We start from the raw sequence: 13,291 nt of genomic DNA on the forward strand, positions 1-13,291 counted from the left end.
GTGACTGCTCTGGGTTAAGGTAACCGGCCATAAACGCCGCGTTACCTTAGACGATATCGAGAGCAGGATGCTTGCCACAATAAGAAGTTACCCCCGTACCGTGAACCTGTTGCTGTCTGCCACGTTGTTGCTGACGTTGGCCAAGGCGATAACCTTCCCATACCTGGTCATTTACCTTACCCGCCACTTTGGCCTCGACATCACCGAGGTCGGCCTGGTGATCGGCAGTTCATTGATCGTCGGTTCCCTGCTCAGTGTGTATGGCGGTTTCCTGGTCGATCGCATCAACAACTATCGGCTGCTGCTGGCCTTGAGCGTGTTGTTCGTCCTGGGGTTTATCGGCACGGTGCTCGCCGACGGCATCTGGCTGTTCTACGGCTGCCTCATCCTGATCAACCTGGCCTACGCGGTCATCGATATTGCGGTCAAAGCCGGTTTTGCCAGCCTGCTGCCCTTTGATGCGCGCAGCGAAGTGTTTTCCATCAAGTACACCCTCACCAACATTGGCTATGCCGTCGGGCCAGCGTTCGGGGCCGTGGTGGCCAAGCTGGATATCAGCCTGCCGTTTATCTTGTCGGCGCTATTGGGGGTGGGGTTTTTCCTGCTTTATTGGCGTGGGGGTGATCGCACCCTGGCCCCGGTCGAGGCCACGCAAAAGCCAGTGTCGTTCTTTGCCGTCGGCCGCGTGCTGCTGCGCGATCACCGGCTGGTGTGCTTCACCATTGGCGGTTTGCTCAGTGCTGTGGTGTATGGGCAGTTCACCGCGTGGCTGTCGCAATACCTGGTGATCACGACCACGGCGGACTACACCTACACCGTGGTCAGCGCTGTGCTGACCACCAACGCCGTGCTGGTGATTGCCCTGCAGTACCTGATTGGCCGGCGCATCTCGCAGCGTCACTTGAGCCAATGGCTGATCGCAGGTCTGGGTATGTTCATGCTGGGGCTGGTGGGCTTTGCGCTGTCCACCAGCGTGCTGTGGTGGGTGCTGGCGATGGCGGTGTTTACCGTGGGGGAAATCATCGTGTTCCCGGCCGAATACATGTTTATCGACCGGATTGCCCCAGACCCTTTGCGCGGCATGTATTACGGGGCGCAGAACCTGTCCAACCTGGGCGCGGCGCTGGGGCCGGTGCTGTGCGGGCTGGTGTTGGCCAGCCTGCCGGCTTACAGCATGTTTTTCATGCTGGGGGCGTTTATCGTCGCGGGCGGGGTGTTCTATTTCATTGGGGCGTCGTTGAAGGCAAATCATCCAGGGTGAGCTTGCCGACGTTGTTGCTTTGCAGCTCGTAGCGCAGCTCTTCCACCATCTTTTCCACGTCTTGCGGGGTTTGCAGCCGGTTGGTGCTGATGCCGGTGACGACCAGGTCGACCCGGCCGGTTTCGGCGTCGAACACCTTGAGCGTCAAGGAGGCATCGCGACACAGGGTGAATTCGCAGGTCAGCGGTGACAGGCCTTCTTCGATGCAGTTGCGCAGTTGGGGCACGGTAAACATGCTGGTTCCTTCAGGACATAAGGTTGATGTCCTGAAGGGTATGGGTTGCCCTGCGTTGTAATAAGGCGAATTCGCACTAGCCGCACTAGTGCATTTGCACTTTCAAGGCTTGTTTTTCAGACGCAGTTCACCGGCGAACAGCCCGCGTTCACGGGCCCAGACGATGGCGGCACTGCGGCTGTGCACCCCCAGCTTGGAGTACACCGTGGCCACATGGTTACGCACGGTGTTGGGTGCCAGTTTCAGGCGCGACGCGATTTCTTTGTCGGCCAGGCCCTCGCAGATCAAGCCCAATACATCGCGCTCGCGGGCGGTGAGGTCAGTGAACGCCACATTTGGCAGGTTGGGGCTGTTGACGCTCTTGGCGTTAGCCAGTTTTTCGATCAGGGTCTGGCTGAACCAGGACGCGTCCTGCATCACTTCTTCTATGGCGGCCACCAATTCGAGTTCCGAGCGTTTGCGCTCGGTGATGTTCATCATCACCATCAAGTAGCAAGGCACGCCCTCAATGGTTACGGTGTCGGCCGACACCACGCAGTCGATCACCTCATTGCCTTTTTTGCGCACCTTGAGGTCTTGGCCTTCGAGGTTGCCGGCTTTTTCCAGGCTGGCAAACATCTGCGCGCGCGCCTGGGCGCTGTCGATAAAGTCGATGTCTTCGATGGACTTGCCGATCAGCTCTTCGCTGGTGTAGCCGGTGATGTTCATGAAGGCTTCGTTGATGTCCACCACTTGGCGGTTAGCCGCGCCGCACACCAGCGTCGGCACCGGCGTCAGGCGGAACGACTTGGCGAAGCGCTCCTCGCTCTGGCGCAGGGCGATTTCGGCCTTGCGCCGCGGCTCCAGGTCCATGAACGAAAACAGCATGCAGTCTTCCTCGTTCATGTCCAGCGGCTGGCCGGCGACGATCACCAGCTTGCTGCCGCCTTCGGGCAGTTTCAGTTCGGCTTGCATCTGCGGGATGGTCGCGCCTTCACCCAGGCGCTGGATGGCCAGGTCCTTGCGTTCAGCCTGTTCCAGCACGTCCAGCTCATAAACCGATTTGCCGATCACCTGGTCGCGGTTGTAGCCGGTCATCTCCAGAAAGCCCTGGTTGACCTTGATGTAGCGCAGGTCGCTGAGGCGGCAGATCACGGCAGGAGCCGGGTTGGCGTTGAAGGTTTTTTCGAAGCGCTGCTCGGCGCTGGCCCATTCGGTGGCATCGCTGAGGATCAACACCAGCAATTCCGGCTCGCCGCGCGAATCGGTGATCACCAGGCTGCGCAGGCGGTGCACCCAGGTTCTGTCTTCGTCGCTCAAGGGCGTGACTTCCACCACCACATCGCTGAATTCTTCGCCGGCTGCCGCGCGGGCGAGGGGGTAGTTTTCCAGCAGCACGGGGTGGTTGTTGCGGTAGCGCAGGGCGAAGCGTTCGGCGTATTCCCGGGTGTTTGCGCCCAAGGCCATGACGGCTTCCACACCGTGCATGGTCAAAGCCGCTTCATTGGCCCACAAAATCGTTTGGTCGACCTCCGCCAGAATCACCCCGTCGGACAGCCCTGAGATGATCTGCTGCAATTGGCGGCGGTTGGTTTCTGTGGCGAGGACGGATTGGCTCATGATTTCTCCCGAATAAAAAGCGCATGAAAATATCGACCTTGGGGCTTCAGGATAGTGCAGAGAATTTGACCGGGAAGGAGTGCGAATGCACCAGAAAGGCTGGTGCATTTGCGCCACGACTGAACGTATGTCGTTTCGCCACACTCACACCCATCAAGGCGCATGGCCTTGCTCCTATAACTTGTGAAGGACCTCTGTATGACCACTGTCTATGAAACCAACCGCTCGCTGTTTCGCGTGTCCTGGAGCTCGGTATTGGCCGGTAGTGCAATTGCCCTGGTGACCTACCTGGTGCTGAGCGTGCTGGGCACCGCCATCGGCGCCAGCGCCGTCGACCCGATGAAGGCCGGTAACCCGCTCAGCGGTTTCGGCACGGGCGCCGGGATCTGGCTGTTTGTTTCCACACTGGTGTCGATCGGCCTGGGTGCGTTCGTGGCCGGGCGTACCGCGCCGGATCGCGGCGGCCTGCACGGTGTTCTCACCTGGACGCTGACTACCTTGCTCACCACCTGGCTGCTGGCCGGGCTGGCCGCCAGTGTGGTCGGTACGGCCGGCAACGTAGTGGGCAAAGGCCTGTCGGCGGCGGGTAGCGGCATCGCTGCCGCAGCACCGGGGATTGGCGACAGCGTCAAGCAGCAACTGAACGAGCAGGGCATCCAGCTCGACTGGAACAGCCTGCAAGGTCAGCTCGACACCTTGCTCAAACAAAGCGGCAAGCCTGAACTGGACCCGGCCAATGTTGAGGAGAAAACCGATCAGGCGGCCGCCGATGGCAAGCAGGTCGCTACTGACGCGGCAACCAACCCGGCTCAAGCGGGCGATCAGTTGAAGCAGTGGTTCGAACGCGTCAAAGCCTCCGGCGAGCCGGCGTTGAACGCTGCAGATAAAGACGCACTGGTCAACATCGTTGCCGCGCGCACCGGCAAGAGCAAAGCCGAAGCCACACAGATTGTCGACAACTATGCCCAGGCGTATCAGCAAGCCATGCAAAAGGTCGATGAGCTGAAACAGCAAGCCGAGCAGAAAGCCCGTGAAGCCGGTGAAGTCGCGGCCAAACAGCTCTCCCGCGCGGCCTGGAGCACCCTGGCCATGTTGCTGTTGGGCGCAGCCTTGAGCTTCTTCGTCGGTCGCTTCGCGCTGACGAGCCGTCGCGTGCCTTTGGCTTAACAGAGTTTGCAGCAAGGACGCTGCTTTTCACTGGCACCAAACATGCTAGTGTCAGGTTTCAACCTCCAGCGGCAGTGCCTGGCCATGCGTGATATCTACAGCGTGTTCAACTCCAACGGCGCCTATGAAACCGGGGCTCACGCCCATGACGAGTTCATGCTGATGGTGCCCGAGCACGGCCTGCTGCGCTTCAAGGATGAAGACAGCGGGCGCTCCACCTCGGTGGTCGACCGCCAGTTCGTGCTGGTGCCGCCGCAGTGCAGCCATTCCTCCTCGTCACTCACCGCCAGCCAGGGCCACCTGGCGTTTTACGTCGACCCCGACTACATGCACTACGCCTTGCGCGATCTCTCCGGAGGCGCCAACCGCCTGCTGCGCGTGCCCACCCTGGGCATCTGGCAAACCTCTGCGCCGCTGCACCATTTGCTGCTGGCCAAAAAAGCCTTCAGCCAACCCGACCCCTACGTTGACCGCAGCCGCCAACTGGCCCAGGCCGACCATTTGCTGCTGCTCGAATGCCTGGCGATTTCCCTCAGCCAGCCGAGCCTGCAACGCTCCTCCACCGAGCGTCACGGCGCCATGCTGGTGCGTGATGTGAAGGCGTATGTCGAAGGTAACCTTGAGCACGCGCCGGGGCTGGATGAAATTGCTGGCGTGTTTCATATGTCGCGTCGGCATTTGACTCGGTTGTTTGCCTTACATACCGGCGAGACGGTACTGGCGTATGTGCAACGCTTGCGCCTGGAGCGCGCGCAGACGTTGTTGCGGCATACACGCATGTCGGTGCTGGAAGTGGCCAATAGCGTGGGTTATGAATCGCCGTCGCATTTGGCCCATGTGTTTCGGCGGGTGCTGGGCATTTCGCCGGACGAATGGCGCCGGTCCTGACACCACCAAACCCCTGAACAACACTGGCCCCTTGTGGGAGCTGGCTTGCCTGCGATGCAGACAACCCGATTTTCCAGTGACACCGCAGTGATGCCATCGCAGGCAAGCCAGCTCCCACACGTTGACCCGGTTTCTTCAGTTGGACTTTGAATAAAGCACATGCTGGGCATGTCGCCGGATGAGTGGCGCCGGTCCTGAAATCAGACGCGGTTCCCTGTGGGAGCTGGCTTGCCTGCGATAGCGGTGGCGAATGACACACCGCTATCGCAGGCAAGCCAGCTCCCACAGTTGATTCGGTTTCTTCAGTTGGATAGCCAACCATTCATGTCCCGATCCCGCGCTTGATCCGGCCCGATCCCGTGCGCCACAAATCTGTCATCCGTTCATCCTCTGTTCACACACAACAGACAAGTCCGGCCTACCGGACGAGGAGGGGCGGTGAGCGCAAGACCCTTTATTCATTTTTCAGGCGTGCGAAAAAGCTTCAAAGTCGAGGGCCGCCAATTTGTGGCCGTGCGCGATGTGTCGCTGGACGTTCAGCGCGGCGAAATCATTACCCTGGTCGGCCCGTCGGGCTGCGGCAAGTCCACCTTGCTCAACATGACCGCCGGGCTGTTCGGCCCCACTGAAGGCCAGGTGCATTACGACGGCGCCGAAGTCAAAGGCGTGAATACACGGGTCGGCTACATGACCCAGGCCGACCACCTGCTGCCCTGGCGCACGGTGGCCGGCAATATCGCGGTGCCGTTGCAGATTCGCCGCATGCCCAAGGCCCAGGTTGAGGCGCGGGTTGAAGAGCTGATGGCCCTGGTGGGCCTCACCGGTTTCGGCGAAAGCTACCCCAACCAGCTTTCCGGCGGCATGCGCAAACGCGCGGCCATGGCGCGTTTGATGGCCAGCGACCCGGAAACCCTGCTGATGGACGAACCCTTCGGCGCCCTCGATGCGCAAATGCGCCTGACCCTGCAGACCGAACTGCTGCGCCTGTGCCGCAAACTCAACAAAACCGTGCTGTTCGTCACTCACGACGTCGATGAAGCCATCGCACTGGCTGACCGTTGCGTGGTATTCGCCGGCCGCCCCGGCACCATCGACCACATCATCGATATCCCGCTGACCGGTGAACGCAACCTGGTGCAAATGCGCTCCGACCCACGCTACGTGGAGCTCTGCGCCGAACTGTGGAAACGCTTGGCGCCTGACGTCGCAGGCGCGGCCGATCCCGCTTCATTGGCTCACTCGCTGGAGGTCGTATGATCCAGGTTTATCGCTTGCTGTTTCTGGTGTTCCTGATGCTGTTGTGGGAAGGCATCTCCCGCTGGTTTGGTGTTGAATTCTTCATCAGCCGGCCCTCGGCCGTGGCGCAAAGCCTGTGGAAAATCCTGCTCAACGGGGTATTTTTCTACCATGCCGGCATCACCACGCTGGAAGCCGTGCTGGGCTTTTTCTTCGGCTCCCTGGCGGGCTTGATCGCAGGGTTGGTGCTGGGCCGCGCCAAGTTGCTCGCCGACATTCTCGACCCGTTTTTGACCGCGTTCTACAGCCTGCCGAAGGTCGCGCTGGCGCCGCTGTTCATCCTCTGGTTTGGCATCGGCTTGCCGATGAAAGTCATCCTTACCGCCGCGGTGGTGTTTTTCCTGGTGTTCCTCAATACCTACAGCGGCGTGCGCAACGTGTCCCGCGAGCAACTGACCATCCTGCGCCTGATGGGCGCCAAGGAACGCGACCTGCTGACCATGGTGGTGATCCCGTCGGCGTTTACCTGGGTGTTTACCGGCCTGCGTTTGTCGGTGCCCTATGCGCTGATCGGCGCGCTGGTGGGGGAAATTATCGCCGCCAACCGTGGCCTGGGTTATCTGCTGTCGGACGCGGCCTCGCAGTTCGACACCGCCGGGGTATTTGCTGCGCTGGTGGGGATTATTGCCTTGGCGCTGATTCTGAACACGGCGGTCAAGCTGGCCGAGCGCAAGTTGATGCCGTGGAAAGCCAACGAAGCTGAACGTGAAGTCGCGGTTTAACCCTACCTGTTGTGGAGCTCTATCATGCTTAAGCGTCTCGTGATTGCCAGCCTGTTGTGCGTGTCCGTTTTACCCGCCGCACAGGCTCAGGATTTGACCAAAGTTACCCTCGCGTTCCCCAGCGAAGGCTTCTTGTACGTGCCGATTTATGTCGCGCAGAAGCAGGGCTACTTCGCCGAAGAAGGCCTGAATGTCGACGTCATCGTGTTTCAAAAAGGCGGCTCCGCGGCACTGACCGCGGTACTCGGCCGCGACGCCGATGCCTATGTCGGCCTGCCCGCCGTGGCGGTGCGTGCGCGCACCAAGGGCCAGAACGTGCAAGCCTTCGCCGCCGTGCAAACCCAGTTCGGCAGCACCGTGGTGATTGACGGCGAGTCGGCGCGTAAAGCCGGCGTGACGGCCACCTCGCCCTTGGCGGCCCGTGCACAAGCCCTTAAAGGTTTGAAAATCGGCGTGACCGGCCCCGGCAGCACCACCGATATGCTGGTGCGTTACCTCGCCAAGGACGCCGGTTTAAACCCCGACAAAGACTTCACCATCATGCCGGTCGGCGGTGCGCCGAACATGCTCGCGGCGTTTTCCCAGGGCAGCATCAACGGCTTCTCGCTGTCACCGCCGACCATCACCACCGCAGAAAAGCAGGGCGGTTTTGTGCTGATGGACCTGGCCAAGGGCGAGTACAAACCGTTGGATGGCTTCCTCTTTACCGCGATGATTGCCCGCGAAGACTGGCTGAGCAGCAACAAGGCGACGGCCGAGAAACTGGTGCGCGCTTTGTGGAAGGCCGAACACTTGATCGCGGCTGATCCGCAGAAAGCCCGTGAGTCGGTGCGCCCTTACTTTGCGCACACCGACGAGGCCATTTTTGATGCGGCCTGGACCGCTTCACTGCCGTCCTACCCGGCAACGCCGCGTATCGAAAAAGACGGCATCGAGAAGAACATCAGCTTCATGAACGCCGTCGAGAACGACCCTGTGTCACTCGACCCGCAGCAGGTTTACACCAACTCCATCGTCGACGCCGTGGCGCCGACTGTTTCCACCCTCAAGGGAGAGGCGAAATGACGCCCGAGGTTCACCTGGTCAATGTATTTCCCGCCACCTCCCGTGGCGGCAACCCGGCGCCAACCGTGGCCGTGGCAGACGGCATGAACGCCGCCGATATGCAGCAGGTCGCCCGCGATTACGGGCATGAATGCGGCTTTGTTTTTGCCGCACCGGCCGGCAGCGAGTTTGATTTTGCCCTGCGTTTTTGGGTGCCCAACCATGAGATGGAAATGTGCGGCCACGCCACGGTTGGCGCGGTGTGGCTGCTCGACCAACTGGGCATGTTGCACAAGGATCGCCTGGCGCTGTGGACCCAAAGCGGTCGTGTTGATGCGCGAGTGACTGACGCGGGTACGCCGCAGATTCAGGTGGAGATCAGCCAGCCCAAAGGCCAGGTTGAAACCCTGAGCGATCCTGAGGTGGAAGCCGAGATTCTTTCGGTGCTGGGCATCACCTCCAATGAGCTGGCGCCGCTGCCGATTCAGAATGCGTGCACCAGCCGCGTCAAAACCCTGATAGCGCTGAAAAGCGTGGCGGTGCTCGACGGCCTCAAGCCGGACTATCGCCGCATGGAACAACTGTGTGAGCGCATTGGCTCGACCGGTTTGTACCCCTACGCGCCGTCCGACCTTGAAGGCCGCCAGTTCGATGCGCGGCAATTTCCCAAATCCTCGGGCTACCCCGAAGACGCCGCCACCGGTATTGCGGCGGCAGCGTTGGCTTTCGGCCTGCTGGAAAACGGTCTGGTGACGGCCGATGAGCGCCCGGTGCATATCCGTCAGGGGCGCGCCATGGGCCGGCCTTCGCAGATATCCCTGCGCTTTCGTCACGACGAGGCCGGGCAGCTGCAGGGCTGCTGGCTGGGCGGGCATGTGGAATTTGGCGAGGCGCAGTCATGAGCATTCACGAAACAATCAGCGCCTTGGGGCTGACCTTGCCCGAGACGCCGAGCCCCAAGGGTGACTATGTGCCGGTGACGATTCACGGCAGCGTGGCGTACGTGAGTGGCCAGGTGTGCCGGGTGGGCGAGGGCGTGATCAGCGGCCCGGTAACCGACCAGACCCCGGAGCAATTGGTTTTACAGGCCGGGCAAACCTGTGCGCTGCGCGCCTTGAGTGTGCTGGACCATGCGGTTGGTCTGGAAAATATCGAGCGCATTCTGTTCCTGCGCGGGTTTGTGTATGGCGGGGAGGGTTTTCAGGGCTTTTCCAGAGTGGTCGATGGCGCGTCGCAAGTTTTCATCGACGTGTTTGGTGAGCACGGCCGGCATGCGCGCTCGGCTGTTGGGGTCGCGGGCTTGCCAGGCGGCGGCCTGTTGGAGCTTGAGGTCACTGCCGTTATCAAATCAAAGTAATGACAATTCGGCATCAGCCCCCGTGAACGCGTAAAATGCCGGCCTTTTACGCGAATCACGCAAAGGTGCCCCTTGAGCGCAGGCAAAGCTGTCGGATTGTTAGTACTCACCTCCCTGCTGGCGGCGTGCGGCACTTCGCCGCCACGCACGCCAAACGACATCTGCGGCATCTTCCGTGAAAAAGACGACTGGTACGACGCCGCCAAGGTCACGCAAAAGCGCTGGGGCGTGCCGATCCAGGTGCCGTTCGCGATCATGTACCAGGAATCAGGCTTTCGTCAGAACGCCTTGACCCCGCGCAAATACCTGTTGTGGATCATCCCCTGGGGCCGCGTCTCCACCGCCGCCGGCTACGCCCAGGCCAAGGATGAAGTGTGGAAGGACTACCAGAAAAGCACCGGCCGCACCGGCGCCAGCCGCCAGGACTTCGACGACGCTATCGACTTTGTGGGCTGGTACATGGACAAGACCTACACCATCAACGGCGTCTACAAATACGACGCCTATGGCCAATACCTGAACTACCACGAAGGCTGGGGCGGCTACCGCCAGCGCACCTATGCCGCCAAAACCTGGCTGCCGCCGGTGGCCAGCAAAGTGCAGGCGCGTTCGCAGATGTATGCGGCGCAATATGCAGGGTGCAAGGATGATTTGGGGCGTGGGTTCTGGAGCCGGTTCTGGCATTGGCTCTAGGGTTTTGCACGCCCTCTGTGGTGATCCGAATTCTGTTGCTGAGCAGGCTTCTGTGGCAAACGAGCTTCTTTGGTGAGTGGGCTTGTGTGGCGAGCGGGCTTGCCCGCGTTGGGCTGCGCAGCAGCCCCAAAACCAGCCACAGAGGAATACCTGATACACCGCATTCCTCATTGACTGGGGCCGCTTCGCAGCCCAACGCGGGCAAGCCCGCTCGCCACAGAAGCCCGCTTGCCACAAGGGGGAGTGTGATTTAAGTAGGTGGGTGCAGACACTCCAACGACCGATCAACCATCACACTGGCCATGTCCACCAGGTGCAATACCGAGATCACCAAGGTGCGTGAATCACCGTTCAGTTGATCGCAGGCCGTCTGCGCCGCGACGGCGGCACAGCGCAACACGCTGCTGGCGTGGGCCAGGGCGTCTTCGAAGCTTAAGTCTTCTGTGGTGGTGAAAAACGGAGGTTCTGAAGCGGGTGGTGCGGGGACGAGTTTGTCCATGGTTCAACTCCTAATCAACTGTTAGAGAGCCGACACCATCGCTACTAAACGGGGTGGCGACCGTACACAGGTTAGTAGACCGGTGATTAGGACCCGGCGCACCCGAAGGTGCCCTGCGCACGGCCACCATAACGCAGGGCCGAAAAAAAGCGCCTTGCAGAAGGGGGCGCTTGGCGCCTAATCACATCGTGGGCTACTAAACCCGGTCACTGAATGGGCAGTGACCGACGCAGACTAGCCATGGAAAATAAGCGGCGCAAGCGGTTGGGATTCTCTCGGAAACGTCCTTCAAGTTAAAGGGAAATGTCGCCAACCAGACTCTTCCTACACTTGCCAAACCCACCCGATTCTGGGAAAACCCCAGCCTTTGCGCTTACAACGAGAGCCACCATGAGCAGCGACGAACTCCAGATCACCGACATCCGCGTGGGCGACGGCAAAGCCGTGGTCAAGGGCGCGCTGATCACCACCCAATACACCGGCACCCTGGAAGACGGCACGGTGTTCGATTCGTCCTGGGAACGTGGCAAGCCGTTCCAGTGCGTGATCGGCACCGGGCGCGTGATCAAGGGCTGGGACCAGGGCTTGATGGGCATGCAGGTGGGCGGCGTGCGCACGCTTTTTGTACCGGCGCATTTGGCGTATGGCGAGCGGTCGATGGGCGCGCATATCACGCCCAACAGCCCCTTGCGTTTTGAGATTGAATTGTTGGAAGTACTGACGCGCGATGATTGAGATTTTTGACGCAAGGAGGCTGCATGAACATGATTCAAGCGATACGCGACAGTTGGGGCTGGGTCGGTATTGATCCCGTTGAAGTCGTGGGCTCTACGGCATTTGGCAATTTGATGATCAAGGATGAACAGGGGCGTTATTGGCGGCTGTGCCCTGAGGGGCTTACATGCGAAGTGATTGCCCAAACGCGTGAAGCCCTGGATGAGTTGTCCAGAGACCAGGCATTTTTGCATGACTGGTACCTGCAACCGATGGTGGAGCAGGCAGAGGAAGGGCTCGGGCCATTGTTGCCGGGGCAGGTCTACCATTTGGTCATTTCGCCGGTGCTGGGTGGCGAGTACGCCATCGGCAATGTGCGTCGGATTGATCATGTCGAGCAGGTCAGGTTTACCGGTGATCTGGCGCAGGAGATCAAGGATTTGCCCGACGGCGCGCGCGTGAAAATCAGTATTGTCGACTAGTCGTTCGATTCCCCTGTGGGAGCGGGCTTGCTCGCGAAGGCGGTGTGTCAGTTACACATATTTCAACTGATCCACCGTCTTCGCGAGCAAGCCCGCTCCCACATTGGGTCTGCGACGACTTCAATAAATGAGTGTCTGAACATTCCCTGAAGAATCTTCCTAATCCTTGCGAGTAAATTTCCTACGGTTTACTCGCCTGTCATCGGCGCGTAAACTCCGCGCGTTTTCATCAATAGCGGAGACCCTCAGTGGGTACTTGTTCGAGTGACAGTTGTCGGCCGGTTTCAGTAATCGGCACCTACTTGGCAAGGTAACGCGCATTCTTCCGATGCCGTTGTCTCGCCTCAAAAAGCGAGAAGCGGCATCCCGGCAGCGGCCAGTCCTGGCACCTGCCCGAATCCCTCTCATCGACGCTGACAGGCACCTGGATTGTTCCGGGCTGCCATGGACACGCCTGCCTGACGGTTCTCCACTGTAATCAGCGCTCTGCTGCATTCAAGGAGATTTCCCATGCAAGCAATAGACAACATCAACCTCAATTCCCTGGTCGATACCGTGGTCAGCCTCACGGCGGCGTTTGTTCTCGGTGGCTTGATCGGCTTCGAACGCCAATACCGCCAGCGTACGGCGGGTTTGCGTACCAACGTGCTGGTGGCGGTGGGCGCGGCGATTTTTGTCGACATGGCCAACCGTCTTGGCGGCGCCGAAGGCGCGGTGCGGGTAGTCGCGTATGTGGTCTCCGGCATCGGCTTTTTGGGGGCCGGCGTGATCATGCGTGAAGAAGGCAATGTGCGCGGGCTCAACACGGCGGCCACCCTCTGGGCCTCGGCGGCGGTGGGGGCCTGCGCCGGCGCTGACCTGATCCTCGAAGCGCTGCTGGGTACGCTGTTTGTGCTGGCGGCCAACACGTTGCTGCGCCCGATCGTCAATAACATCAACCGCCAGCCGTTGGACGTGGTGTCGGCGGAGGTGACCAACATTCTGTACGTGATTGCGCGGCGTACTCAGCAACAGGCGGTCATGGTGCTGCTCGAAGCCGAATTGGCGCGCTGCAACTACCCGGCAAGTGACGTAGACGTACGGCCGTTCGGCAGCGAAGAGGTGGAAATCGAGGCGACCCTGGCCGCGACGTCGGTGGACGGCGATGAGCTGGATGCGCTGGTGGCGCGTATTTCCACTTCTACGCTGGTAGTACAGGCCTTCTGGAGCCCGAGTACGACGGACTAGCCTGTTCGCGCAAAGCGGCATCCACGGCTAGATTAGCTGTAAGCCCCCAGGATTACTCCTACAAGCAGTTCGGATTACCCCTTCGGTCGAAACGTCATTTCGTTGTT

General features: G+C 60.4%; 15 protein-coding genes. 12 read left to right on the forward strand and 3 right to left on the reverse strand.

All coding sequences use genetic code 11. The features are described from left to right. Positions 1 to 67 precede the first annotated feature (67 nt). Positions 68 to 1,261 carry an MFS transporter gene (locus BFW87_RS21975; protein ID WP_078741816.1) on the forward strand — a complete coding sequence of 398 codons (1,194 nt, stop codon included), beginning with the start codon at positions 68 to 70 and terminating at the stop codon, positions 1,259 to 1,261. Here the strand turns inward: BFW87_RS21975 and BFW87_RS21980 are convergent. Together BFW87_RS21980 and BFW87_RS21985 are read right to left on the reverse strand one after the other, a co-directional pair. After that, positions 1,224 to 1,496: a DUF1652 domain-containing protein gene (locus BFW87_RS21980; protein WP_078741817.1), complete on the reverse strand. Its 273-nt coding sequence runs from the start codon at positions 1,494 to 1,496 to the stop codon at positions 1,224 to 1,226. The genes BFW87_RS21975 and BFW87_RS21980 overlap by 38 nt on opposite strands. A 102-nt stretch (positions 1,497 to 1,598) precedes the next feature. Further along, positions 1,599 to 3,095: a PAS domain S-box protein gene (locus tag BFW87_RS21985; protein WP_078741818.1), complete on the reverse strand. Its 1,497-nt coding sequence runs from the start codon at positions 3,093 to 3,095 to the stop codon at positions 1,599 to 1,601. A gap of 198 nt (positions 3,096 to 3,293) precedes the next feature. On the opposite strand from BFW87_RS21985, the gene BFW87_RS21990 reads away from it, so the two are divergent. The 8 genes from BFW87_RS21990 (at position 3,294) to BFW87_RS22025 (ending at position 10,262) form a co-directional block, all read left to right on the forward strand. Continuing rightward, on the forward strand, positions 3,294 to 4,262 hold the full coding sequence (locus BFW87_RS21990; RefSeq protein WP_078741819.1) for a hypothetical protein: 969 nt from the start codon (positions 3,294 to 3,296) through the stop codon (positions 4,260 to 4,262). Between the two features lie 84 nt (positions 4,263 to 4,346). Further along, positions 4,347 to 5,150: an AraC family transcriptional regulator gene (locus BFW87_RS21995; protein ID WP_078741927.1), complete on the forward strand. Its 804-nt coding sequence runs from the start codon at positions 4,347 to 4,349 to the stop codon at positions 5,148 to 5,150. 438 nt (positions 5,151 to 5,588) lie between these two features. Beyond that, positions 5,589 to 6,407, forward strand: a complete 819-nt coding sequence (locus BFW87_RS22000) for an ABC transporter ATP-binding protein (RefSeq protein ID WP_078741820.1) — start codon at positions 5,589 to 5,591, stop codon at positions 6,405 to 6,407. Then, positions 6,404 to 7,168, forward strand: coding sequence for an ABC transporter permease (locus BFW87_RS22005; RefSeq protein WP_078741821.1), 765 nt, complete (start codon positions 6,404 to 6,406; stop codon positions 7,166 to 7,168). Before BFW87_RS22000 ends, BFW87_RS22005 begins: the two co-directional genes overlap by 4 nt. A 24-nt stretch (positions 7,169 to 7,192) precedes the next feature. Next, complete coding sequence (locus BFW87_RS22010) at positions 7,193 to 8,233, forward strand: ABC transporter substrate-binding protein (protein ID WP_078741822.1); 1,041 nt, start codon at positions 7,193 to 7,195, stop codon at positions 8,231 to 8,233. Then, on the forward strand, positions 8,230 to 9,114 hold the full coding sequence (locus BFW87_RS22015; RefSeq protein ID WP_078741823.1) for a PhzF family phenazine biosynthesis protein: 885 nt from the start codon (positions 8,230 to 8,232) through the stop codon (positions 9,112 to 9,114). The genes BFW87_RS22010 and BFW87_RS22015 overlap by 4 nt, the downstream gene beginning before the upstream one ends. Then, complete coding sequence (locus BFW87_RS22020) at positions 9,111 to 9,569, forward strand: RidA family protein (RefSeq protein ID WP_078741824.1); 459 nt, start codon at positions 9,111 to 9,113, stop codon at positions 9,567 to 9,569. The genes BFW87_RS22015 and BFW87_RS22020 overlap by 4 nt, the downstream gene beginning before the upstream one ends. A 72-nt stretch (positions 9,570 to 9,641) precedes the next feature. Further along, entirely contained in the window at positions 9,642 to 10,262 is a 621-nt protein-coding gene (locus BFW87_RS22025) for a transglycosylase SLT domain-containing protein (protein WP_078741825.1), read from the forward strand. Between the two features lie 250 nt (positions 10,263 to 10,512). On the opposite strand, the gene BFW87_RS22030 is transcribed toward BFW87_RS22025, so the two are convergent. Then, entirely contained in the window at positions 10,513 to 10,761 is a 249-nt protein-coding gene (locus BFW87_RS22030; protein WP_078741826.1) for a DUF6124 family protein, read from the reverse strand. Between the two features lie 390 nt (positions 10,762 to 11,151). Here BFW87_RS22030 and BFW87_RS22035 point away from each other — a divergent pair, with 390 nt between their 5' ends. The 3 genes from BFW87_RS22035 (at position 11,152) to BFW87_RS22050 (ending at position 13,184) form a co-directional block, all read left to right on the forward strand. Then, complete coding sequence (locus BFW87_RS22035; RefSeq protein WP_078741827.1) at positions 11,152 to 11,496, forward strand: FKBP-type peptidyl-prolyl cis-trans isomerase; 345 nt, start codon at positions 11,152 to 11,154, stop codon at positions 11,494 to 11,496. 23 nt (positions 11,497 to 11,519) lie between these two features. Then, positions 11,520 to 11,957 (forward strand): T6SS immunity protein Tdi1 domain-containing protein, encoded by a 438-nt coding sequence (locus tag BFW87_RS22040; RefSeq protein ID WP_078741828.1) that lies wholly within the window; start codon positions 11,520 to 11,522, stop codon positions 11,955 to 11,957. A 510-nt stretch (positions 11,958 to 12,467) separates the two neighbouring features. Beyond that, positions 12,468 to 13,184 (forward strand): MgtC/SapB family protein, encoded by a 717-nt coding sequence (locus BFW87_RS22050; protein ID WP_078741829.1) that lies wholly within the window; start codon positions 12,468 to 12,470, stop codon positions 13,182 to 13,184. The last annotated feature ends 107 nt before the right edge of the window (positions 13,185 to 13,291 follow it).

Origin of the sequence: Pseudomonas fluorescens (assembly GCF_002022275.1) — a bacterium.
Lineage (GTDB): Bacteria > Pseudomonadota > Gammaproteobacteria > Pseudomonadales > Pseudomonadaceae > Aquipseudomonas > Aquipseudomonas fluorescens_AJ.